This is a genomic window from Peristeroidobacter agariperforans (assembly GCF_004138335.1).
Taxonomy (GTDB): domain Bacteria; phylum Pseudomonadota; class Gammaproteobacteria; order Steroidobacterales; family Steroidobacteraceae; genus Steroidobacter; species Steroidobacter agariperforans.
This window is the reverse complement of sequence record NZ_RYFW01000010.1, coordinates 1-25,266: the sequence shown is the minus strand read 5'-3', so window position 1 is coordinate 25,266 and position 25,266 is coordinate 1. Positions and strand designations below refer to the sequence as shown.

Sequence of the window (25,266 nt, the reverse complement as noted above, 5' to 3'; positions counted from 1 at the left end):
GAGTAGCCGCTACTGAAGCGACAGCTGATCGCCTTGCAGCTCCATCGCCTGCAGCTCGTCGAGGCGCCGCCGCACATCGCTCTCCGACATCGTGGAAACGTCGTGCAGTAACGCGTCCGCTGCGCTGCCTGCGTGCGCAAGGGCTGTGGTCACTGACGCGCGACGCATGCGTTCCAGTTCTGCTGACAACTCAGCGACGTTGGCAAACTGAAACAGAGTCCTTACCGGCACATCCATCATCAACAGCGAACGCAAACGTACCATCAACTTCATAGCCAAAAGGGAGTTACCGCCGAGGTCGAAGAAGTTGTCCATCCTCCCCACGCGTTCGCTCTTGAATATCTCCTGCCACAGTCCTGCCAGGAGTATTTCCATTTCGCCGTTGGGAGGCTGGTACTCTGTAAGTGCATGAGCCGAGGCAGGCGGCTCCGGCAGCTTTCGACGATCCAGCTTGCCATTCGGCGTCAGAGGCCACTGCTCGAGAGCGACGAAGGCGCCGGGAATCATGTACTCCGGTAGTGCTGCCTTCAAGTGTGTGCGCAGGGCTGCGGCACTCGGCGCTGCCTTGCAATTCTCAGCAATGAAATACGCGAAAAGGCGCTTCTCTCCAGGCACATGCTCCCGGGCAATAACCACGGCCTCCCTAACTTGCGCATGTTTCAATAGTTGGAGCTCGATCTCGGCGGGTTCAATCCGGAAGCCGCGAATCTTTATCTGTTGATCGTTGCGACCGATGAAATCGATATTCCCATCCCCCCGCCAGCGTCCCAGGTCGCCGCTCTTGTACATTCGGGCATTCGTATCGGTACTGAATGGATCTCTCACGAAGCGCTCCGTCGTGAGCTCCGCCTGGTTCAAATACCCCTGAGCGACGCCTGCTCCGCCGATATAGATCTCGCCGACTGTTCCAAGGGGGACCGGCTGACGCTGATTGTCCAGGATGTAGATCTGCGTGTTCGATATCGGACGGCCAATCGGAATGCTCTTGGCATCTTCTTCGACCGCATCGATTAGGTAAGTAGTCGAGAACGTCGTGCATTCGGTCGGGCCGTATGCGTTCAGGAAGTGCTGCGGGGGGGAACGCATCAGTACACGCCTGATCACGGTCGGATCCAGTCGGTCACCGCCTACGATCAGGTACCTCAGTTGCGTGAATACATCCACCAGCATCCGTTCGCATTGATTGAACAGCCCGACGGACATCCACAGCAGCGTCGCCTGCTGTTGTCGCAACAGGCGGCCGAACTTCGCTGGTTCCAACACGACCGCCTGCGGCACAATCAATACCCGCGCGCCGTTCAACAGGGCACACCAGATCTCGAATGTGGATGCATCGAATGTCGGGTTGCTGTAATGAGGTATGCAGTCGCCAGCTTCGACCTGCGCATAACCGTTATTGATGGCAAGTCGACTCACTGCATGATGCGGAACGACTACGCCCTTCGGTACGCCCGTCGACCCGGAGGTATACATCACATATGCCGCTGGAGTCGGGTTCAAGGGCAGCGACAGGTTGTCAGTCGGCTGTTTTTCCACTTCTGCATGGATTGCGTTCCAATCCAGCCATTGATACGGCTCGATGCGCATCTCTGCGGCCTTCCGTCGATCCGTCAACACGAGCTGCGGATTGCAATCGGTCAGCATGAACTTCTGCCGCTGCGGGGCCAGATCCGGATCCATAGGAACGTACACGCCGCCACACTTGAGAACCGCCAACTGAGCGATAAGCATTTCCAATGAACGGTGCATCAGCACCACAATGTGGTCACCGACCTGTGTAATCTTTCTGAGGAGATGGGCCAGCCCATTTGCTTGCCTGTTGAGCTCTGCGTACGTCAACGATTGCTTTTCGCAAACTACTGCCACCGCGTCCGGGGTGCGCTCCACCTGCTCCTCGAACAGCTCATGAATCGGCTTTCGGTCTGGATACGCTGCCATCGTTGCATTGAATGTCTCGACCACTTGCCGACGTTCCGAGTCAGGTATTATCGGCAGACTTAACGCAGGTATGAGCGGTGACTCCTGCAGTGCATCCAGTAATGACTGCATTGCCGTAACCGTGTACCGAATGATCTGCTGCGGATCGATCGATCTGTCAATCTGTGCCACGAGAGAAAAGCCTGTGCCGTCATCGTCGACGGAGAGCGTGACCGGATAGTTTGTCCATTCCTGGAGGCTAACTATTCGAAAGCCTGCACTTAACGCATTTTTGGGTTTGGCAGTGTGTCGATAGTTGAGCAAGGCGCCAAAAAGGGGGCAGGAGGCGTCGACGTTGCTACAACGTTGCGCCAGCGCTAGTGACGTTTGCTCATGGCTCAGCAACTGCGCAAGTTCGGCATGCGTTTCTTTGATCAGGGTTTCGGCAGTCAGTCCTCGTAAGCGCAGCCTTATCGGCAATGTATTCATGAACATACCGAGCGTATGCCGTGATCCGGCCGGTCCGTACATACGCCCGAGCAACAGAGTGCCGAAAACCACATCCTCGCGACCGCTCGTGCGTGAGACGACGATCGACCATGCAGCGTGAAAAAGAGTCGCTGCGGTAACGCCCAGCTTTCGTGCCTCCATTCTTATGCGTCCCGCGAGAGATGCGTCCAGGTCGCTGCTAGCTTCGGCAATACGCAGAGCGTCAGCGTGAACATCGGTGAGACCGAATGGAGTCGTGGGTTCCTCGATCCCAGAGAGTTTGTCACGGAAGAACTCTTCCGCGGCGCCGTCTTTGTTGGCGCTCAACGAGTGCGCGATGTGGGTTTTGTACTCGGCGGGTATCTCTAGTTCGTGTTCGAGGCCGGCCATGAAGGTAGAGATCTCATCGAACATCGTGTCCAGCGATTCGTGATCGCAGGCAAGATGATGAATGCGCAATATGGCATAGCATCGGCTGCTGCGCGTGTCATCCGCCAGCTCCAGGGTCAAGAGTGGTGCGCGCGACACATTTAGCTTCGGCTGTCGGTCCGATCTCATCATCTCGACGAGTTGCTCGAGTCCGTCGCGATCGGAAGACAGCGCGATCGTCGAGACCGGCACTATCGCTCGTCGATAGACGACCTGCACTGGCTGCGGCAGATCGTTCCAGAGAATGGCGGTGCGCAGGGCGCTGTGTCGATCGACAACCCGCTGCAGGGCGATCGTGAACGCGCTGGCTCGCTCCGACGATTCCAGTGACAAGAGCACGCTGACTACATAGGTGTCGGCAGCGTTCCCGCCGAACAGATGATGAAAGAGAATACCTTCTTGCAGCGGCGCAAGTGGATAGAGATCCTGAATGTTGCTGGTACCTCCTGGCACCGAGCTGACGATCCGCGCAATCTGCTCCGGGTCGATCTCAATCGAGGTGAGCATCTGTGGCGTAATCTCAGTGCACTCGGCGGGAATTACTTTGGAGGGCGGCTGATTGGCGGCCGTATCCTGGTGCATGACCTCAGCCATGGTCGCGAGCGTCGGACGTTCATAGACGCATTGCGCATCGATCGAGAGAGCACGCGATCGCAATCTTTCCAGCATCTGCACCATCAGTAGCGAATCTCCGCCGAGTTCGAAGAAATGATCTTGCCTGCCGATGTGTTCGACGCGAAGCACTTCGCTCCAAACGGCGGCTAGAGCGATCTCGGCGTCGGAAGCCGGCGGATCATAGGGTCGTGTTACCACTGCCTCCGAGGTCGGTGCCGGCAACGATCGTCGATCGAGCTTACCGCTCGGGGTCACTGGCATGCGATCAAGGACGACAAAGACGTGCGGCATCATGTGATCCGGCAATCGCGTCTGCAGATGTGACCGAAGCGATTCGATGCTCACGAGTGTGCGATTGCGAGGAGTTACGTATGCAACCAGCCGCTTTTCTCCACGATCTTCGGTGCGCGCAACTACCGCTGCCTCACCTACCAGTTCGTGTGTACAGAGGTGGGTCTCTATCTCACCTAGCTCGATGCGAAAACCGCGGATCTTCACCTGGTCATCGTTGCGGCCCAGATACTCCAGCACTCCATCTCGCCAGCGGGCGAGATCGCCAGTCTTGTAGAGGCGGTCCGCAGGATTCGATGAGAAGGGATCGGGAACGAAGCGTTGTTGCGTGAGCTCGGGTTTGCCAAGGTAGCCACGCGCTACGGTCGTCCCGCCGATGTAGATCTCCCCGGTCGATCCCGTGGGGACACGCTGTCGATGGTCATCGAGCACATAGATTCTTGTGTTCGAGATCGGCTGGCCGATGGGGGGAAGCGTTGGCCAGCTCTGCGGATCACCGTTCGCAGTCCACGCGGTCACGACGTGCGATTCGGTGGGGCCATAGTGATTGTGGAGGCGGCAATCTGGCAGATGCTCGAACAGGCGGCGGATATCCGGAGTGATCCGCAATTGCTCGCCGGCTGTGATGATGTCCCGAAGCGATGTCGCGATCTCGCCGGTAGCGGTGTGATATTGCGCCAAGCCATGTAGGACGAGAGGAGGAAGGAACAGCCTCTGGATCGACTGGCTATCGAGGTAGCGCATCAGAGCGCGCGCGTCCCGCCGGATCCACTCGTTCATCAGGACCAGGCAACCGCCGGCGCACAAGGTCGAGAAGATCTCCTGAAAGGCCACGTCGAAGCTCAACGCGGCAAATTGAGCAACGCGACTGCCCGGGAGAGTTTCGAAGACTCGCTGGTGCCATTCAATCAAATTGATCATGGCACGGTGGGGCATTGCGGTTCCTTTCGGACGACCGGTCGAACCCGATGTGTAGATCACATACACAAGACTGTCGCTACTCTGGGGCCGGTCCGGAAGTGATGTATCGAAGCGGTCGCCATCGAGGTAGTCATCTAGAGCCAGCACCGGGATGTCAACCTGCGGCAAGAGTGCTCGCAGCGTGTGCTGGGTTAGCACGAGCGTTGGAGCGGCGTCCTCCAGCATGTATTTCAGGCGCTCGGCCGGGTAACCGGGATCCAGAGGCAGATAGGCGCCACCGGCCTTGAGGATACCAAGCAGCGCGACGATCATCTCCGGGCTACGTCCCATGAAAACCGCGACAGGCTGATCGACACGAACGCCGGCATGCACGAGATGTCCCGCGAGCGAGTCCGCGCGGGCATCGATCTCTGCGTACGTCAGCGATTGCTCATCGAGTACGACTGCAACAGCGTCAGGCGTCCTTCGTGCCTGCTCTTCGAACAATCGATGGATCAGGTGGTCGTGGCGGTAAGGAGCCGGGTTGTCGACGTATCGATGAGAGATGAGCTCACGTACAGCGGTCGTGTGCCCGCTGATGTCCGGGTGGGTCAGATCATGGCCGTCAGCCATTTGCTGCAGCAGCGCCGCCGCACTGGTTGTGAGGCGTTCGACTGCTGCTTTGCTGAGAGCAGCCCTGGAATATTCCAGTGTCGTCGATGCCTGCTGATCGCAAGCGACGCGAACGGTCATCATCCGCACGGGAATTGCGTCCGTCGAGGCGTGATTGCTCGCCTGCGCAGGCTCGTGCCAGAACAGCGCTTGAGGAATCATCGAAGACAGAACGATTTGCGCTGGCAGATCGTCCGATCCCATCGCACGCAACTGCTCGATCACGGCATGTACCGCGCTCAGAGCGTTTCGCACAGATGTGTCCCGAGGTATGACTACATGCATAGGTGTCGTGTCAGGCAGGAATGCGCCAGCTTCGCGGACATCTGCCGATGAATGAATCGCAATATCGAGTGACACCTCATCCTTTTCCAGCCAGAGACGCAGCAGTAGCGCCCAACCGGTAATCAGAGCCTCGACAACACTGGCGTCCTGCTGGTGCGCGAAGTCCTGCAATTTCTGGAGCAGGCCGGGCGACAGAAGCAACTGGGATGACGCGAGATCTTTCATGCACTTTCCCTACGTTGTGAGCAAACCGAACTGGCATTTACGTCGACGCGTTTGCCACCTTGGTGTTGCCTGTCGTGTCGTCTCGTTAAGTCATTGTGAAGAAAAAGAGTTTAGCGATAACGTGAGCTTCAGCTCGTGGTGGAAAATTGGAGTATTGGAGCGGACGCGCCGGTTTCGCGCAGTCGGTAATGTTCAGTCTGAGGTGTGTCGGGGGATCAGGGGTTGCTGATCAACCAGATTTCACGTTTTGCGTGACTGACCGAAATCGGGTGGGGGGGGCGCCAAGCCGTCGTGGCGTGCATACGGAAGCTTCTCTCGCGGCGAGCACATTTCAATCTTGCATCTCCCTTGCGATCCGTTCGTGGAATGGGATCATCCGAAACACGGAGATCTAGCCCCGCGCAGCTTCGGGCTGACTGCGCAGCTCCGGGTCAGCTGTGTAGCAGGTGGCAGCGACGTCAAAGCCCCGGGGGGCGGAGTTTCCGTTACAGTCTCCCGGCTTTAATGGTGCTATCGAAGGACCCCTGGGGACCTGTTTTTACTTGACGATGGAAGCCAAGGGAAATGCGAAACAACGACCGTATCGAAGGATTGTCCAACGACAAGGTAAGGCTGCTGCAGCTTCTGTTGCGAGACAGGAGTCGTCGCGGCGAGGAGAGCGCGAGCCAGGAGATCCTAAAGGTCGCTCGTGTCGCGGACGGTCCATTCGTTCAACTTCCCGCTTCGGACGCGCAACAGCGTGTGTGGCTGGTGGATCAGATGGAGGGCGGCGGCGCCGCCTACCATATTCCCATTGCGATGAGACTGCGAGGGAGCCTCGATGAGCAGGCTTTGCAACAAGCGCTCGACGGACTAGTGGGCCGCCACGAAGTGCTGCGCACTACGTATGCCGTCGTCGATGGCGACTTGAAACAGCGCATCGCCACGCACGGGACTTTCTCCTTTAAGAGCATCGATCTTACGACGCTGGAAGCGTCGCGTCGCCTGGAGCAGGTCGAGCTGCATAAACAGCTGGAATCGAAAGCGGTGTTCGATCTGGACACTGGCCCCCTCATCCGGGGCCGGCTGCTGCGCATCCATGCCGATGAGTTCCTGCTGCTGATCACCGTGCATCACATCGTGTTCGACGGTTGGTCAATGAATGTGTTCTTCGAAGAATTGCAGGAGATGTATCGCGCATATCGGCAGCGGCAACAGCCGGCACTGTCACCGCTGCACATCCAATATGCAGACTATGCCCAGTGGCACAGGCGATGGCTGCAGAGCGGTGCTCTTCAGGGACAACTGGATTATTGGCTAGAGAGGTTACGCGGGGCTTGTTTGCACCTGGACTTGCCTGCCGATCGGCAGCGGGCGGTGTCACAAAGCTATCGAGGCGACAACGTCGAGACCTCCCTGGGCCTGGAGCTGAGCGCGCACCTGCGGGAGTTCGCAAGGTGCCGCGGCTTGACCCCGTTCATGGTATTCCACGCGGCATGGTCGGCGCTGCTTTACAGGTTGACCGATCAGCAGGACGTCCTGGTAGGAACGCCAGTGGCGAATCGCCAGCGCCCGGAGCTGGAGGGGCTGATCGGATTCTTCGCTAATACGATCGTGCTCCGCATGCAGCTCGACGACGAGATGACTATTGATCAGCTGCTGGCGCAAGCGCGGGAGACGACGCTTGGCGCGTTCGACAACCAGGATGTGCCCTTCGAGAAGTTGGTCGAGGCGCTGCATCCGCAGCGGCTCAAGGGTAAAAACCCGGTGTTCCAGGTCATGCTGACCATACAGTCCGAACTACGGCGCCATCCGACCTTGCCTGGAGTGGCGGTATCCCTCGAGCTGGGTATGGAACAGGGAGCGATGTTCGATCTCCTGCTGTCCGTCGACGACAGCAGCGAGGACATCGTCCTGACGCTCAACTACGCCACAGACCTGTTCTCCAGCGGCTGTGCTGACCGCTGGCTGCAGTCACTGCGCTGGGTACTGCCGGCAGTGACTGGCGACGTGCACGCGAAGATCGGCGAGCTGACGCTGCTCACCGACGACCAACGTCGGCTCATCGAATCGTTCAACGGAAGTGCGATCGCGTGCGAGCAGCCCCGACCGATCCATGAGAGGTTCGAAGCCCAGGTTTTCCGGTCGCCCACTGCCATAGCTGCGACTTGCGAGAACAGATCGCTAAGCTACGCGGAGCTCAACGAGAAGGCCAACCAGCTCGCTTGGCTGCTGAGAAGCAAGGGCGTCGGCCGTGACCATCGAGTGGCAATTTGCGTGGATCGTCATCTGATGATGATCGTCGGCATTCTCGGGATCCTGAAAGCGGGGGGTGGCTATGTACCCCTCGATCCACATTATCCGCGGGAGCGCTTGGACTTCGTGCTCAGCGATGCGGCTCCGACGGTGCTCCTTGTCGAAGAGCACCTGCAGGACCGGATGAGCCCTTCAGGGATCCAAACGCTGATCATGAGCGAGGGATACGAGCAACTCGACGGTTGGCCGGTGGAAAACGTACCGCTGGCCACTAGCGAAGCGGACTCTCATGCGCTCGCTTACGTGATCTATACATCCGGATCCACCGGGAGGCCCAAGGGTGTGATGGTGGAGCACGGCAATGTGGCGCGGCTTTTCACATCGACCGAACAATGGTTCTCGTTCAACGATCGTGATGTGTGGACACTCTTTCACTCATTTGCTTTCGATTTCTCGGTGTGGGAGCTGTGGGGTGCCTTGTTGTATGGTGGTCGGGTGGTTGTCGTTCCGTACCTGATCGCGCGATCGCCGCATGAATTCTATTCCCTGCTGTGCAGGGAAGGTGTCACGGTACTCAATCAAACACCGAGTGCCTTCACGCAGCTAATTGATGCGCAGGAGTCGAACGTTGAGATGAAGCACTCGCTGCGGGTGGTCGTCTTTGGCGGCGAGGCCCTCGAGCTACGAACGTTGCGACGCTGGGTTGAGCGCAACGGCGCCGATCGGCCAAAGCTGGTCAATATGTATGGCATTACAGAGACAACGGTGCACGTGACCTATCAGCCGCTGACCGAGGGGCAAATCTTTTCGGAGAGGAGCAGCATCATTGGCCGGCAGATCCCGGATCTTCAGCTGTACCTGCTCGATCGTTGCAGAAATCCGACGCCTCTGGGTGTCACCGGCGAGATATACGTCGGAGGCGCAGGCGTGGCGCGCGGATACCTCAATCGGCCAGAGCTGACGCAGGAGCGATTCGTGACTCACGCCGTTTACCCGGGGAACATAGCGAGACTATACAAGACCGGGGACTTGGCTCGATGGCGCGAGGATGGACAGATTGAGTATCTGGGCCGGAACGACCATCAGGTGAAGATTCGTGGGTTTCGGATCGAGCTTGGGGAGATCGAAGCTCAGATCGCTCGCCATCCTCAGGTGAAGGAAGCCGTCGTGATAGCTCAAGAAGATTCGCGCGGTGAGAAGCGACTGATCGCCTACGTTGTGCCGGAAAGCAATATGCAGTTGCGCAGTGATGAGTTGCGAACTCATTTGCGCGCCGGACTGCCCGACTACATGCTCCCCGGTGCATTCGTCTGCTTGGAACGATTGCCGATGACCTTGAATGGCAAGCTCGACACGCGGGCCTTGCCTGCTCCGGATTTTGCGGGCGAGGGCGCTCGCCCATACGAGCCGCCGCAGGGCGAGATCGAACAGCGGTTAGCGCAGATCTGGCAGGAGCTACTGGGACTGCAGCAAGTCGGACGCCAGGACAACTTTTTCGAAACGGGCGGTCATTCGATGCTCGCGATCAAGGCGCTGTCCCGAACGAACGAGATGCTCGGCTGCGCGCTACGTGTTGTCGACATCTACATGTATCCGACCATCCGAGAGCTCGCAGCACGGATCCGTGGCGGCTCGGTTCCAGACGAAGAGTTGGTAGATCTGGAAAGTGAGGCGATACTCGTGCGGAGCGTGCGGGGCGCGGGAGCGGTCGAGGGGGGTGGGCGGAGGCAAAAAGTCCTGCTGACAGGCGCCACGGGATTCGTTGGGCGATTCCTGCTCGCGCGGCTGCTGCAAGAGGAGCGAGCCGGCGTCTACTGCCTGGTGCGGGCAACGTCCGAGTATCTGGGTATGGCTCGAATCAAGAAGACGCTCCAGATATGGGACCTGTGGCGCGACGAATATGAACAGCGCATCACCGCCGTTCTCGGAGATCTGCGACTGCCGAGGCTGGGACTGGACGATGAGTGGTACTCGCGGCTCGCGCGTTCGATCGACAGCATCTATCACTGCGCCACCAGCATGAACCATCTGGAGTCCTATGCGATGGCAAAGGCGGCGAACGTCGGCGGAGTCAGTGAGTTGCTAAAGCTGGCAGTGACGGAAAGAACCAAGCTCGTCAACTATGTGTCGACCTTTAGCGTCTTCAGTCCGCTGACGAGCGAAGCCGCTCGGGTGATCAACGAGCGCAGCTCCATCGATGGGGAACGCCATCCCGTGTCTTGTGGCTATGCCGCCAGCAAGTGGGTGGGAGAAAAAATCCTCTTGAAAGCGCAGGACCGCGGTATTCCGTGCAACGTTTTCCGGATCGGGTTGGTCTGGGCAGATGCGCAGGGCGGGCGCTACGATGAACTACAGAACGTCTATCGTGTCATCAAGAGCAGTCTACTTTCGGGATACGGCATCCAAGGCTACCTGAGCGGCGCTGCGCCGACGCCGGTCGACTATGTGGCAAGTGCCATCGTGTACCTGGCGAACAAGTACCGGAACGGTGGCGGTATCTTCCACGTCTCCTCTCCTCACGGACATTACGAAGGTCTCTTCGAGCGCTGCAATTCGCAGCTCGGCACTTCGTTGGAGCTGAAGCCTTACTTCGAGTGGATCGGAGAAATGAAGAAGCTGCACCAGAGCGGCTGGTCCCTTCCTGCGGTACCGCTGATCGAGTTTGCGTTTTCCATGAGCCGGGAAGCTTTCGATCGTCATCAGTACGACACGCGAGACGAGAAGATCGTTTTCGACTGCGATGAGACCTATCGTTTGCTGGAGCCCGCTGGCATCGTTGCGCCGGTACTGGATGGTCAAATGATCGCCGCCTGCATCGACAGCATGAGGCGCAGGGATACGGATTTTCAACAGGCCACCAACAAGCCGGTGAGAATTGCGCGATGACAAGGATCACAGATTCAAAGCGGGCGTCGCGAGATCTCAACGTGGATCAGCATCGAGAGATGCTGCGGCGGATGCTGCGTATCCGCCTGTTCGAGGAGCGTGCTGCTTCGCTGCGATCGCGGCTGGTCGGGGCCATGCACAATTCTGTGGGTCAGGAAGCTGAGATTGTTGGTGCCTGCATGGCAGTGCGCGATGACGACTACATGACCGGGAATCATCGCTCGCACGGCCACCCTATAGGAAAGGGTGTGGCGCTGGCGCCGCTGATGGCCGAGCTCTTTGGTAAACAAACCGGCCTATGTCACGGACGAGGCGGATCGATGCATTTGGCCGCGTTCTCCGCAGGAAGTCTCGGGGAGTCAGGCATCGTGGGCTCGCTGATGCCGGTTGCCGTGGGTGCCGGATTGAGCTCGCGGCTGCGAGGCACGGATCAGGTCTGCCTTTGTTTCTTCGGCGACGGGGCAGCGAACTGCGGACCATTCCATGAATCGTTGAACCTCGCCGCCATCTGGGGATTGCCGGTAATCTTTCTCTGTGAGAACAACGGATACGCGCTGTTCACGCCGCAAACCAGGACCACCTCTGTCATCGACATCGCAAAGCGAGCTTGTGCATACAATATTCCAGGGGTCGTTGCCGATGGGCAAGATGTACTCGCCGTGTATGACTGTGTCGCCGCAGCCGTCGCTCGCGCACGTAGCGGTGAGGGGCCCACGTTGATAGAGGCCAAGACTTATCGATACTGCGAACACCAGGAGTTCGGCGAGGAATTTCAGGCGCCACGCTATCGGAGCGAAGCTGAAGTCGCAGCATGGCGAAAGCGGGACCCCATCGAGCTGTTTGTGAATGATTTGATAGGCCGGGCGCTGTTATCGCGAGCGGAAGTCGAACAAATGAGGGCGGCCGTTGAGGCGGAGGTTGAGGGCGCCGTAGTCTTCGCCGACAGCAGTGCGGTGCCGGAGCCGGATGCGCTCATGGAATATTTGTATTGCTAGCAGCGCAAAGGAGTGACTTCGAGAATGCCTCAGATAACTTACCTGGAAGCGGCGAAGAGCGCGATCGTCGCTGCCATGCGCAGAGATCCTCACGTTTTCGTGATGGGCGAGGATGTGCAGGGGTTCTACTATTCCGATGTGCTGCAGGAGTTCGGTCCGGAGAGAATCCGGGACACGCCCATCAGCGAAGCCGGTTTCATCGGTGCCGGCATCGGCGCCGCCCTGACCGGCATGCGTCCCGTCATAGAGGCCGCTTTCTCCACATTTCTCTACTCAGCGATGGATCAGATCGTGAACCAGGCGGCGAAGAGCCGTTACATGTTCGGCGGGCAGGCGAGCGTGCCGATCGTTGTGCGATCGTCCGTGGCCTATGGTGCGGGACTCGCCGCACATCACTCGGACCGGCCTTGGGGGATATTTGCGCAGATTCCGGGGTTGAAGATAATTGTGCCCACGACGCCGTATGACATCAAGGGTTTACTCAAAACCGCCATCGACGACAACAACCCAGTGCTCTGTTTCGAAGATGCAGCGCTGGGAGAGGTGAGCGGCGAAGTGCCGGACCACGAGTACCAGGTTCCGTTCGGTGCGGCCGATACTAAGCGCGTAGGATCGGATGTTACTGTCGTTGCGATCGCGGGCTGCGTTGATCGCAGCCTGCAAGCGGCCAGGGTGCTTGAGCATGAAAGTATCTCCGTCGAGGTCATCGATCCACGCACGCTTGTGCCACTGGACCGGGGCGCCATTGTCCAGTCCGTCCGGAAGACCGGTCGTCTGGTGGTGGTCGATCCCGCTCCTGGGATGTGCAGCGTGGCATCGGAGATCGCCGCTCTGGTCTCAGAGGAGGCGTTCGCATACCTGAGAGCGCCCGTACAACGACTGACGGCGCCGGATGTGCCAGTGCCCTTTAGTCCGCAACTCGAAGGAGTTATGTATCCCACTGCGGAGGGTATTGCTGCAGCCGTGCGAGCGACTTGCAACTACTCACGTCGAAACCCCACGGCTGCGTGCGCCCCAGCCCCCCTTCCCGCCGCGCTTCGTTGAAGCAAATGAATCTGAGCAGTCTTGCGTCGGGCGTGATTGCGCCGGAGCCACGACGGCGCTGCTTACGTATCTGCGGGTTCAAGTCGTGGGAGCAGTAATCGCGTCACTCGCATCGCTCGGAATAAAACCTTCCGGTGACTGTCACCTACCGCACGTTGCGGCGTGGTGCCGCCTCGGTCGCTTGGCCTGCTGCGGCTCGCAACGCGCTGTATGTCCCCATCAGGACGTCTCGTTCAACCGCCGATTGATGAGAAGCGCCTGCTACAGTATGTAGTGGCCATCACCAGCTCTACCGTTCCACACGACTCAGCATCGTCCACGCGTCGGCAACTGGGGCAGATCAACTCGAGGCAATCTATGTATCGAGACCTTTTTGATGTTAGCGGGAGGAAGGCCTTGGTCACAGGTGGTGCGATCGGGGTCGGTCGTGCTTGCGCCGTCGCGTTAGCCAGCTCAGGTGTCGACGTCGCGCTGGCCGGCCGAAATGCCGAGCGAGGGGAGCGCACCTGCGAATCTCTGAGGCAAATGGGCGTGGATTCTTTCTTCATCAAATGCGACGTTGCGGACCCTCGCCAGATACACGAGATGCAGGCCGAAGTCGCTCGCCGCTTTGGGCGCCTGGACATCGCAGTGAACAACGCCGGAGGAGGTATCGCGCAGAGCGCGCTGGAAATGGATTCAGTACACTGGGATCAGATGATCGACATCAACCTGGCGGGAGTGTTCTGGTGCGCTCAAGCCCAAGCCAAACAGATGATGGGCCAGGAACCCTGCGGCGGTAAGATCATTAACATCGCATCGATGTACGGCCGCATCGCCGCTGGTAACTGCGCCTACAACGCGTCGAAAGCGGCGGTAATTCATCTCACGAGGACACTTGCTGTCGAATGGGGTTCCTACAATATAAATGTCAATTGTATTAGCCCGGGTTGGATGCTCACCCATGGCAATCCCGTTGATCCGGAATGGCGCGCGCGCATGCGCGAGGTCACTCCTATGGGGAGCCTCATTCCATATAGTGCTATGTATGGAGCGGTTCTTTTCCTGGCCTCGGCGGCGTCGGACTTGGTGACCGGGCTCGATCTACTGGTCGATGGCGGGCATACCCTCAGTACTTACTTGCACCCGTTGCATCGAGCCGTGCCAGCACGAATCAGCCCAAAACAGGAAGAAGCGGGGCGGGAACAAGATCCGCTCTAGTCGGAGCTGATCCACGCAGTCAGGTGCGTAACCGGATCCCCGGCTGAGGCCGATGCCAACAATCCAGCGTCGGACGCGAAGACTGTTGCTTCGAGGCCTTTGTTACAACGACAGGATCTTCAATGCCCTACTAAATGACAGACAATAATTCGGAGCAACCGAACTCAATTCGAGTGGCCGGATTTGCGATGATTTCACGGATGGCGGAGGAGATGCACGTGATGGCAGCGAACAATGTTGGCCGTTCACGCCCCTCGATGCGATGCGCTCTTTTGCAGTTAGCGACAGGCTCGGCGCACCTAAGGGTATTGTGGTAGCAACGGTACGTGCGGAGCGACTGCTGGATCTGCTAGTCATCCCTCGAATACTGGGCTCGCGCAGCGCTCTTCAGCCTGGATGAGCCGGGCCTGGCTGGACTGACTGTAGCCGGTGGTGTGCATCTGCTGGTCGGGCCGATTCTCGTACGCGGCGGTGCAGAGTCGAGACGGAGGACGATGTCGGCATGACACAGGTAACTGTCGTGGGCGGTGGCTTCTCAGGTCTCTCGGTGGCTTACGAGCTGGCCAGAAGCGGAGTAGACGTCGTAGTAGTGGAAGCCGAACGGGAAGTGGGTGGACTGGCGGCAGCGTTCGAGGTGGGTGGGGAAAAACTGGATCGCTTCTATCACCACTGGTTCACCAACGACGTTCATGTGATGCGTCTGATCGATGAACTGGGCATGAGTGATCATGTCGAGATCAATCCGACCAATACCGGGGTTTACTATGCGAATAAGTTCTTTAAGCTTTCCAGTCCGTTGGACTTGCTGAGGTTCTCGCCGCTATCGTTCACCGATCGAATTCGTCTGGGACTTCTCGCGTTACGAGCGCGACGTATCAAGGACTGGATGGCGATCGAAAGCAAGGTGGCGGAGGACTGGCTGCGCGAGCTCGGCGGTGAGAATGTATTTCGTGTCGTATGGCAGCCGCTGCTGAAAGGAAAGTTTGGTCCGTATGCGGGGCAGATCTCGGCAGTGTGGTTCTGGAACAAGCTCAAGCTGCGGGGCGGCAGTCGGGGCAAGGGCGGCGGGGAGCGGCTGGCGTATTTTAGGGGAGGGTTCGTCTGTCTGGCCGAAGCGCTCGCGACGCATATCAGGCGGCAGGGCGGCAAGATTGTCCTCGGCTCGCGTGTCTCGAGCATCGAGCCAGTTGGCAGCGGCTGGAGAGTCACGGCGTCAGGCGGCGAAGTGCGTTCTGATTGTGTCGTGGTGACGACGGCGTTGCCGCTGATAGCGGACATGATTCGAGGTTGGGCGGATGATCAGTATGTACGTAGCCTCGAGGTTATTCAGTACATCGGAAACGTGTGTCTGGTTCTGGAACTGGACCGGCCATTATCGAGCACCTATTGGCTGAACGTGAACGACCCGAGCTTCCCCTTTGTCGGAATAATCGAACACACGAACTTTCAACGGCCCGAGACGTACGGCGGCAGGCATATCGTGTACCTGTCCAAGTACTTGCCGCACACGGATCGTCTATTTTCGATGACCGCGGAGGAAGTGCTTGCCTATGCCCTGCCGTTCATGCAAGCAATGTTTCCTGAGCTGAGACGCGAATGGATTCAAGCCCACCATCTATGGCGTGCGCGGTGGTCGCAACCGGTTGTCGGCCGGAACTACAGCAAGGTTGTACCGTCTGTGGACACGCCGTTTCCTGGACTTCACATTTGCTCCATGGCGCAGATCTATCCGGAGGACCGAGGCACGAACTACGCGATTCGCGAGGGCAGAAAGCTGGGTTTGCGGCTGGCAGCAGCGGCGCTCCACTCCCGGTCCTGCTCCTCCGCGGTGGACTGCGAGGCCGCTGAATGAGCTAGCCTGTCTTGTCGTCGCCGGACATCGTAGCGAACCATCGTCAGGCATAGCCGCCGGGTTTCCAGCTAGAAGATGGACCGCTCATGCACTTCAGCGAAGCTCTAGTTGGGTCGCGCCATTCCGGTGATGCTCCAGGATCGTCGATCAACCCAGATCGGCACCGGGGGGAAATGGCTCCATATCAATCCTGTATTTGGCGAGTGGTGTGAAGTCAGGCTGAGTATCCTGATAAATAAAGCCCAGTAGATTGTCGCTGCGCAGCTTGAGGGGAACATGCAGCCGCTCAGCACAGCGCAGAACGAGGTAGGGTGCATGCCATGGAACTGGTACAAATATCGCCCTACGACCCTTGGCAGCTACTAGCGCCCGCAACAGTTTGGAAAGAGCGATCGGCATCGGGTGGGCCAACGTTATCGCTCGCTGCTCACCTGCGAAGTCGCCCTGAACCGCGCGAATGATCGCAGTGGTAAGCGAGCGTTCATGCAGCAGAAACTGCATACCTGCGCCACCTACAATGATTGGGACTATTGGCAGACGGCTGGCAAACGTGGACAGGCTGCCGAACACGCCACCGGGGCTATCGCCCCACACCAGGCCCAGCCGCAGCACGGTACCGCCACCGTCAAAGACTCCTTGCTCGGCGAGGAGCTTTGATTGGCCGTACGCGGATCTCGTGCCGGAGAATGCGCTCATCGAGGAGATAAGTATGAAATTCGAGATGCCAAGCATTCTGGCCGCTACAACGAGGCGTTCCGTACCCGCAACGCACGTCTGCTTTAGATGAGTCAGATCGCTGCGCTTCATATCCCACGCTGCATGGACGATGTGTGTTACACCATTTCTACTCAGAAGCCCTGCAACCATGTCCTCACTGGCGCCAAATGACCAGGCTTCTTCGCCCGGACGTCTTGGGACACGCACCAACGGGATGATATGTGCGTGCGAGGTTAACGCCCGACAGATAATCGAGCCGACGTAGCCATTCGCACCAGTAACGGCAACTACGGGAGTGTCAGACATCACACTTGATGAAATTGATCGAGTCCAACGGATTGTGAGGCGATCCGATAAGCGTTCGCCATAACTGTTTGTGTGATGGTGGTAGCGGGAATGCTGGGGAAGACGGTCGCGTCGATTACATGCGTACGGTTCAAGCCGAATGGGCGGCCCAGTATGTCGGTCTGACCGTCGTGCGGGCTGCGGGACATGGGAAAACTACCGCCACAATGAAAACTGCGCCCGGGCTGCATGATCCGTAGTGCGGAAGCAAGGGGTACCGCGCGCGTGGACTTAGACAGCCGGCGCATGTGTTGGATGACTCGCCCTACGCGGTCGCGCGCGTCAGAACTTTCAACTGGCTCCAGGCGCAGAACGCTTCCTTCGGCTGAGCGTCTAAGTGTGGCCGTGATGTGTCCTGAGTGGCCAGAGTGAAGGAATCCTTGTACGACCAGCAAGCGACCGAGTAGAGCGTCCCGAGGGAAGAATTTCCATAGCGCCTTCAGACGGAGCTTGACTAAGTCGGCGAGCAGATCGTTGAATCCGTAGATCTGCAAGTGAACCAGGTAGGGGCTGATCGCGGGAGCCAAGATCTCCAGAAACACCTGCGCGAGAGTATGCAGGCGCTCTTTGTCCACATGCGAGCTGGCCCGGACCCGCAATAACGGGAAGACAAAGTACTGTGAGTCTGAGATCTGAACTGGTCGGTCGTGCCATCCCAGTGAGCGCAAGAGAATTGCTGTCGAGTTGAAGACGCCTGCCCCGATAAAAACCCGCTCCCCGGAGAACTGGACTGGACAACCATTCACCGATGCCATAACGGTAACGCGTGAGCCCTGCTCGGATATCATTTGCGCCACCACCTTGGGAACATACTTTAGCTTGCCGGATGCAAGAAGCTCAGAAAGAGTATGTCGGCTCGAATATATGAGATCTCTTGGACAGCCGTGCATGCAGTGTCCGCAGAAGTTGCAGGAATCCGATGGAGATGCGCCGGAAAAGCGAACGGCCAAACGAGCCGACCCAAAGGTGACGCCACAGCGAGATAGCTCAGCGCGGTTACGCGTAAGATCTGCTAACAGGCTCTCTGCCTGTGCGCTGATTCTCGGACGATGCAGTCGTTCTGTATAAAGTGGAAACAGGCGACGAAGATCATCCTGCATGCCTGCTACTGGAATGAGTTGGAGAACAGCGCGGTAGGAGTCGCTCAGGTCGGACATTGTTATTGGCCAGTCGAGCGTGTCATTTTGGTGAAACGGAAGCAATGCCGCACCCCAAACGTTGCTGAGCCCGCCTTTTGCCGCCGAGCTTCGAACTGCAAGAGATCCATAATCGATGCGAGTGGCCGACGGCGCAGGCTTATATGCATGATCCGAGCCGTGACACAGCTTGGCTTCGAGTTCCCCATTGATCTCTAAGTGTGCCCGGGACGAGCTGATCTCCTCCTCGGTCCACTCACTCGCGTCACGCGTTGCCATACGCTGACGGCGGACCTCGCGTTCCTCGTCCAGTTCAATACCGACGTCCAGCAGCGTCACTTCGCTGCCTGCCGAAATCAATGCGGCTGCCGCGGCAATGCCTGCAGGGCCTGAGCCAATGACGTAATACATGTGGTGACACCGTCCCTGGTCTAGGGAACGATCGAGGGCTGGTGTTGAGGCAGCGCTCGTTGCGTAACGCGGAGATTCGGGGCTCGCCACTCGCGCGGATCCCTGGCTGCGGTGTCCATATCTTGGTGCTTCAGCTTCGGAGGTTCAGCATGCGCCCGGTCGTCGCGTTCGCGGCGCCCCGATGGCCAGTGCCTTCATTGTGGGCAGGTGTTACTGGTGGAAGAGATAAGTAGTGCATTCTTTTTGCCTCGTTCCGCCCCTGAGTGACGGTCTCCAGGATGAGTCCGCATACCAGGCTCAGGGACGCGAGCAGGCCAATGCCGACGCCGAGAACCGCGGACGGGATTTGCGGGACCAGTCCCGTTTCGATGAATGTGACGATCACAGGAATCTCCACGGCCAAAGAGATCAATGAGAGCAAGAGGAAGACGCAACCGAAGAACTCAAGCGGCTTCTCTTGTTTGATCAAATGAACTATGAATCTCAAGATCAGAATGCCGTCTCGGTAAGTGTGCAATTTGCTGCTCGTTCCTTCGCAGCGTTCCTTGTAGCGCACCGGAATCTCGCCCACCGGCAGATGAAGATCCAGTGCATGGACCGTCAGCTCCGTCTCGATCTCGAAGCCGTTGGAAATGGCTGGGAATGACTTCACGAACCGTCGGGAGAATATTCGGTAACCGGACAGCATGTCAGTGATCTGATTGCCGAAAACCATCGAGACGATTCCGGTAAGAATGATGTTTCCAAGCCGGTGCCCCTTTCGATAGGCGTCCGTCGACGACGGAACGCGTGCTGCATTCACCATGTCGAGTGAGTTGTTCAGCAGGTGCTCGATCAGCGTAGGAGCGGCCGATGCATCATAGGTGTCGTCGCCGTCGACCATGACCAGAACATCTGCATCTATATCCGCGAACATTCGGCGAACAACGTTTCCTTTGCCTCGACGAAATTCACGGTGAACGATTGCGCCGGCAGACTTCGCCACCTCATATGTCGCATCGGAAGAGACATTGTCATAGACAAATATGGACGCGTCGGGAAGAGCTGATCGAAAATCTCGAACCACGCGAGCAATGGCATTGGCTTCGTTGTGACACGGAATGATCACAGCTACAGAAGGCTTGAGGCACGTCGACAGAGGTGTTGAGGTCTGCGCGTTCATGTGGTTGAGTCTAGCGAACAGGCGCATTGCGACCAGCAAAAATTGGCAGGATGGCGAATGATCTTGCGGTGAACCCTTGATGCCTGCGAGCCGGGCTCATGAAGGGTGCCTCGCGTCAAAAATGGTCAGTCACAGCGTTCTTGACTGACTTGGGTCAGTAGCCCGTAGCGGTGCATTCGCGTGGACCCTGTTTGGACTGACCGCCTCTTGAATGTTTCTATGGTTAGCACTGATGGCGGCGACAGGGTGATGACGAACCGTAAGTTAAGTCTGATCTACAGGAAGGCGGTCATGGGCGAATGGAGATCTTCGGTCAACTTCATGCCGTTACTATTCGGGTCCGTTTTTGGCGCCAATGTACTGACGATGTCCATCATGAACTTCATGGAGGCGCATACCGCTGCCGCGCCGACCATCTATCTAATTGCCATTGTGGCGATGGCTCTGCTGATGATTGCTAGTCGCATTGGTTTCCCGGTGCTGAACTCCCGGGAGCACTTTGGGTGCTGTGCTCTGGCTCTGATTTTCTTCTTGCCTCGCATGGCTTACTTGTTTGAAGGATCAATAGGTTATTCATTAATACCGTTAGGGGACGACATATATCACGTCGCGAATCTGGCATCGATCATTCACACAGAAACCTTTCCGCCACGGTCGACCTACGATAACAGCGAATATCTTGCCTACTACTACGCACCCTGGATGCCAGGTGCGGTGCTTTACCACGCCGGTGTGGCAAGTACCGTTAAGCAGGCGCTCGCGATCACCAAGCTGCTCTACTGTTTCTTTATTTCTTACGCGTTGGTCTATGCCGGTAAGGTGCTGTTCGAGAATCGGCGCTCACGCAGTGCGTTTATTGTGGTTTGTCTCCTGTACGGTGGTTTTGACTTTTTGTTCTGGATTGCCAACCTGAATTTCGTTCCAGAGCACAGCGAATGGTGGGCGAGTGAGTTTGGCTTCGTTTTGCAGTACTCGAACTTCGTCACGCTTACGATGTGGACGTCGCAGCACTTTCTCGCTGCCATCTGCGTTCTTTTCTGTCTGTACATTCTTCGGCAATCCGACGGGGTGGCAGTCTACGCTTTAGTTGGGGTGCTGCTCTTATCTGCGCTGTTCTCGTCGCCATTCTCGGTTTTCGGTGCGATCCCGTTGTCTCTCTGGTATCTGATCAAGTTCAGAAGATTCTCCGCCATACCTGTGGCCGCATTGGTCTTCGGTGTCCTGTCGATACCCTTATGGTGGATATTCTTGGGAAATGAACGGGTCGGGGTGCAACCATTCGGAGCTCTAGCCGCGCCTCTGTTGCAGAATCACAAATGGCTGGGGTTCGGTGCTTTTGTGGTGATTCTGGGCCTGGAGCTGGGGCCTTTGATCGCCGCTGCGGCGTTCAGTGTAGTGCGACGGAACTCGACGATGCGGTGGGTTTTCGTCGGTTCGTTGCTATATCTGCTTTCGACATTCTTTGTTTTCTACAGTGAAAATTATAGTATGCGAGGGTCCATAATCCCGATCTTCACGCTAATCTACCTTGGGGCGCCAGTTATTGGTGAGTCTTGGCGGGCGGGCAATCTGCAGTGGGCGCGCGCGTTGTTTGCGGCGTACCTGCTCGGTGGGGTGCTTGAGTACGCGTCATTTAGCCGAAGTGCAATCATCGAGTTCCAGCAAAGCATGACGGCCTTCAACGCGGCGGCGCTCCGTTCGAACACCGCTCCTGGCACGATGGCGAGTATGAAGTTGGCCAGGGATGCGGCAGAGTATCCATGCGGGTGGGGAGTGTTAGAGAAACACAAGCCAGTGCCGAAAAGTCCTCTGATTGTTGACGAAGCGAGGCAAATGCACCCAGATAATTGCTACCGCGTTTCGATCTCGAGAGTTCTGGGAGGCTCATGCGTGATACCGTAGCGGTGAATCTGCTACTGCCTCATCAGTCAAGCTGGGATGTAGTTGAGAAGGCGCGGCGACACTAAGGGATCTTCTTAGGCGCAACAATCGGGGAATGGCTGTGTTGGACAACCTGCTGAGTCGCGAGCGATGGTGCACGTCAGAAGGCGCAGGACCGCAACTTGAGGCGCTCTCTATTCAGCCTCGTTTAAGGATGGTCACGCGGTTGCCGTCGTGCGCATGCGTGGAGTGCGCAGAGAATGGAAGCCTGTGATCCATGACTCAGAGAAAATCACTGCAGCTGGCCGTTGGACTTTCGCTGGCGGCGCTGTTCCTCTGGTTGACGCTGCGGCAGGTCGCACTAAGCGATATCGAGAATGCGCTTGGCGGGGCAGATCTCAGCTATGTCGCCGCAGCATTGATGGCGCTCATGTTGGGTTACGGGTTGCGCATACAACGGTGGCGTCTGATGTTGGCTGGAGCCAATCCAACTTTGCTATGGAGCGATTGTGCCGGGCCGCTGTTAGCGAGCTTCGCAGCCAATAATATCCTCCCGTTCAGAGTTGGTGATCTTCTTCGCGCGATCGCATTCAATGCGAAACTGGGCACCACTTCCGGTGTCGTGTTTGCAACAGTGTTCGTGGAGCGTTTATTGGATTTGTTGGTTGTTCTCGGCATGCTCGGCTCGGCATTGATAATTTTGGGTAACGATGCAACCGGTCTGGTCGGTGTCAGCGGCATCGTGCTTATCGCCATGGCCGTCTTAGTGCTGGCGGTATTGATTTTCCCAGGGATCGTGCAGCCCCTGGTTCTCGGCTTAGGAAATTGCGCGGCTCGTTTGTCACCTCGCTTGGGCCAAAAAATTATTGCCGAGGTCGACAGAAGTCTGGCGACACTGAAGCATCTCGCTGGTGGTAGCCGCATGCTCGTGTTGGTGCTCTGGTCCGCGGCCGCTTGGCTTGCGGAGGGGGGCGCGTTCTGGTTGACGGCGTTGTCGCTGCCGTTGCTGGAGAAGCCAAACGCCGGATGGCTCGCGCTACCGGTCAGTGCGTTGGCGACGTTAGTACCGAGCACGCCGGGCTATGTCGGAACATTTGATTACTTTACGGTACGAGCAATGACGGCGCTTGGCAATGACGTATCGTACGCCACTGTCTATGCCTTTTTGATTCACGCTGTTGTATGGCTGCCACCGACCGTCGGAGGCGGTTTTTATTTGATTCTACGGCAACAAAGAATGCGCCGAGATTCGATGCTAAGCTGAGTATGAGAAAGTCGGCGGCATTCTGTGCATCATGCCACCGTATGCATACTCAGCGTCGCTTAGGGGCGCACCAGATTTGGATCGCCTGCGCCCTTGCTCAGCAAACATGTTGCCAAGGCAAGTCGGTGTTGTGCTGGCGTGTGCGGCGCTCATGGAGAGCTGCTTATGGCCCACGGCGATGTTACGTTTCTCAAGACGCTTTCGAAAGCCTCACTAATCGTGATTAACGACTGGGGATACTGCGCGGACGGCGCCGATTTACTGGAAAACCTCGATGACCGCTTCGGGTGCTGGCTCACCCACGTTCGCAGTAAGCTGCTGTTGGCACCTGGCAAACCTGGCTCGGCGGTCCGTGTTCCTGTATCGGCGGGCTCACCAGAGTCATGGAATCGAGCTGAGGCGCTCGCGAAAGGATGCGCAAGTGTCTACGGACGGCAGAGTGCGTGATGGTACTTTCAGTACATAAGAATGGGCGAGCCACTCAGAAGTCGATATGGGAAGATCTGATGAGGCGTGCATATATCGTCGAGGCAAAATGCGCCAGTTCCGGATCAAACAGATCGGAGATTACGTGCTGAACTAAGGTTGGTGGAGTTATGAATGAATCGGCCACCGGTATATCAGCAAGTTTTGCGAGTCTGATCCACCAGTGCGATTGCCCACAAAGGTGTTCGTAGAACACAAAGAGAGAAGTGTGTGGCTTAGATTGAGCTAGCCAAGTATAGGTATCGCACCACCGTTCTAGCCAGTAATTGAGGCAGTTCGGCGGATAGTTCGTTGATCGCTGAGTCTGTGGAAAAGCAAATGGACGATGGCCAAGACCAAATTCGTGATGAGCGAGCCAGTTCATATAGTCGAGGACGAACGGATTCGTTGTCTGAATAGAGGAAAAATGGCGATGCTGTTTCAGTAAAGAGTACGCATGCTGCAACGGCTCTCTGACGGGAATCAGGATCAACGCATTGGGGAATGCGCTTCGCAATGCCTGCAGCCGCAGGATGTTGTTATTGTTCTTTGAAAGATATCGATTCGGGCGGAATGCCTGCGAAGCGAGTATGGCGCTCACGTACTGAACATACTTTTTGACCAGTTCTTCACTGGGAAAATGGGGGCGCAACTCTTGCGGAGAAACGTACTCATGATCCGCAAAGACTCGCCAGAATACTTCGTCAAGACTCTCAGGACTGTCGGCGTCAACTGCTATGGCGTCGTTGTGTGCTCTCTGGACGCTTTGGATTGTTCGACGAGAGATCGAGGATATTCGGCCCCATATGTTGGGGGCAAGAACGAAGGGCATATCACGGTAAGTCAGAGAGCGAAACTGGTCGGTTGAGTGAAATCTTCTCATGAGGAAGGTGGTGCCGGCGCGTGCCAGTCCGGCGATAAAGACGTGCCTGTTCAGATCGACTGCCTGTCGGCCCCGCCATGCGACTGCTTGATCAGCGTCGAAGCTCGCCTCTGCAACGATCGATGATCCTAGTGCCAGACGGTGTAGCAGACGGTCCAGGAGGCCGTAATCGCGGGTGTTGGGCCTTGACGGAGACACAGCCACGGGAGACATACCTGGCTGTCAACTCCGGCGACCAGATCGTCGTCGTCTCATGAAATTCTTTATGGGGTACCAGAGAATCCCCACTACCGAGAAGAAGACCGAGGCGACGATGCCTAACACTACAGCTATAACCCCAACGCCCAATCCAGGTCCAATGTAGGCATGGGCGGCGTTCATCGGTAACAGTAGCAGGAGTAAAAGGCACCCCGTTAACTCTGACAGTGGGCGCTTGCCATGCGAAACGGATCTTGAGAGAACCACATTACCTCCGAAATCGGATAGTTCTTCCGTCGACCATCGGTACTGATATTCATCATCTCGAACACGACTCGTCCTCGCGCATCGATCTCGAGGGCTCGGCCTTGCTGTGGAATGGCCATTAGAACGTTGCCGCTGCCCGTGACCTGGTGCTTCCCGCGAATTCGCGAGTAGAAGTCGTGCGATTGTCCGTCAAAGAGTACCTGTGTCTCGCGAGTAGACGGGTTAACGCGAACGATACGGCTGTACACCTGGTCCATCCTGTTATCGTAGACAGTGATGGTTCCATCCGGCTGCCAGTCCGGGTCATGTTGCCGCCGCCAAGGTCCAGATTGCCACCACTTGATTTTGATAGCGGCAGGGTCGATCACAAAGATGAGATTCAATGGTAATCCTCCCGAAAATTAGGTGAGGCCAGAAGTGGAATTTTCTCGTAACCTTGACCGAGGAGATTCCCTTGAAGAAATCCCGATTTACGGACAGTCAGATCATTGCGATCTTGAAG

General features: G+C 57.3%; 13 protein-coding genes. 7 read left to right on the top strand and 6 right to left on the bottom strand.

Going from position 1 to position 25,266, the window contains the following annotated elements; translation table 11 throughout:
• Positions 1-9: 9 nt before the first annotated feature.
• Positions 10-5,823 (bottom strand): non-ribosomal peptide synthetase, encoded by a 5,814-nt coding sequence (locus EK373_RS32710; protein WP_129649575.1) that lies wholly within the window; start codon positions 5,821-5,823, stop codon positions 10-12.
• 564 nt (positions 5,824-6,387) lie between these two features.
• On the opposite strand from EK373_RS32710, the gene EK373_RS32705 reads away from it, so the two are divergent.
• The 5 genes from EK373_RS32705 (at position 6,388) to EK373_RS32685 (ending at position 16,035) form a co-directional block, all read left to right on the top strand.
• On the top strand, positions 6,388-10,944 hold the full coding sequence (locus tag EK373_RS32705; RefSeq protein ID WP_129649574.1) for a non-ribosomal peptide synthetase family protein: 4,557 nt from the start codon (positions 6,388-6,390) through the stop codon (positions 10,942-10,944).
• Positions 10,941-11,939: a thiamine pyrophosphate-dependent dehydrogenase E1 component subunit alpha gene (locus EK373_RS32700; RefSeq protein WP_198683845.1), complete on the top strand. Its 999-nt coding sequence runs from the start codon at positions 10,941-10,943 to the stop codon at positions 11,937-11,939. Before EK373_RS32705 ends, EK373_RS32700 begins: the two co-directional genes overlap by 4 nt.
• A gap of 24 nt (positions 11,940-11,963) precedes the next feature.
• A complete protein-coding gene (locus EK373_RS32695; protein ID WP_129649573.1) occupies positions 11,964-12,983 on the top strand; it encodes an alpha-ketoacid dehydrogenase subunit beta in 1,020 nt (339 codons plus the stop codon).
• 357 nt (positions 12,984-13,340) lie between these two features.
• Positions 13,341-14,183: an SDR family NAD(P)-dependent oxidoreductase gene (locus tag EK373_RS32690; RefSeq protein ID WP_157994647.1), complete on the top strand. Its 843-nt coding sequence runs from the start codon at positions 13,341-13,343 to the stop codon at positions 14,181-14,183.
• 502 nt (positions 14,184-14,685) lie between these two features.
• Positions 14,686-16,035, top strand: a complete 1,350-nt coding sequence (locus EK373_RS32685) for an NAD(P)/FAD-dependent oxidoreductase (RefSeq protein WP_129649571.1) — start codon at positions 14,686-14,688, stop codon at positions 16,033-16,035.
• Positions 16,036-16,182: 147 nt separating this feature from the next.
• On the opposite strand, the gene EK373_RS32680 is transcribed toward EK373_RS32685, so the two are convergent.
• The 3 genes from EK373_RS32680 to EK373_RS32670 all read right to left on the bottom strand — a co-directional run bounded on the left by EK373_RS32680 (position 16,183) and on the right by EK373_RS32670 (position 19,806).
• The gene (locus EK373_RS32680) at positions 16,183-17,058 is read right to left on the bottom strand and encodes an NAD-dependent epimerase/dehydratase family protein (protein ID WP_129649570.1); all 876 of its coding nucleotides are present in this window, start codon (positions 17,056-17,058) and stop codon (positions 16,183-16,185) included.
• Positions 17,058-18,644, bottom strand: coding sequence for a GMC oxidoreductase (locus tag EK373_RS32675; protein WP_129649569.1), 1,587 nt, complete (start codon positions 18,642-18,644; stop codon positions 17,058-17,060). The genes EK373_RS32680 and EK373_RS32675 overlap by 1 nt, the downstream gene beginning before the upstream one ends.
• 130 nt (positions 18,645-18,774) lie before the next feature.
• Positions 18,775-19,806: a glycosyltransferase family 2 protein gene (locus tag EK373_RS32670; protein ID WP_129649568.1), complete on the bottom strand. Its 1,032-nt coding sequence runs from the start codon at positions 19,804-19,806 to the stop codon at positions 18,775-18,777.
• A gap of 219 nt (positions 19,807-20,025) precedes the next feature.
• On the opposite strand from EK373_RS32670, the gene EK373_RS32665 reads away from it, so the two are divergent.
• Both EK373_RS32665 and EK373_RS32660 read left to right on the top strand, forming a co-directional pair.
• Positions 20,026-21,708, top strand: a complete 1,683-nt coding sequence (locus EK373_RS32665; protein WP_129649567.1) for a hypothetical protein — start codon at positions 20,026-20,028, stop codon at positions 21,706-21,708.
• A gap of 256 nt (positions 21,709-21,964) precedes the next feature.
• A complete protein-coding gene (locus EK373_RS32660) occupies positions 21,965-22,951 on the top strand; it encodes a lysylphosphatidylglycerol synthase transmembrane domain-containing protein (protein WP_129649566.1) in 987 nt (328 codons plus the stop codon).
• Between the two features lie 481 nt (positions 22,952-23,432).
• Here the strand turns inward: EK373_RS32660 and EK373_RS32655 are convergent, their stop codons facing one another.
• Both EK373_RS32655 and EK373_RS32645 read right to left on the bottom strand, forming a co-directional pair.
• Positions 23,433-24,503: a sulfotransferase gene (locus EK373_RS32655; protein WP_157994646.1), complete on the bottom strand. Its 1,071-nt coding sequence runs from the start codon at positions 24,501-24,503 to the stop codon at positions 23,433-23,435.
• Between the two features lie 209 nt (positions 24,504-24,712).
• Entirely contained in the window at positions 24,713-25,147 is a 435-nt protein-coding gene (locus EK373_RS32645) for an arylsulfotransferase family protein (protein ID WP_232831454.1), read from the bottom strand.
• Between the last annotated feature and the right edge of the window lie 119 nt (positions 25,148-25,266).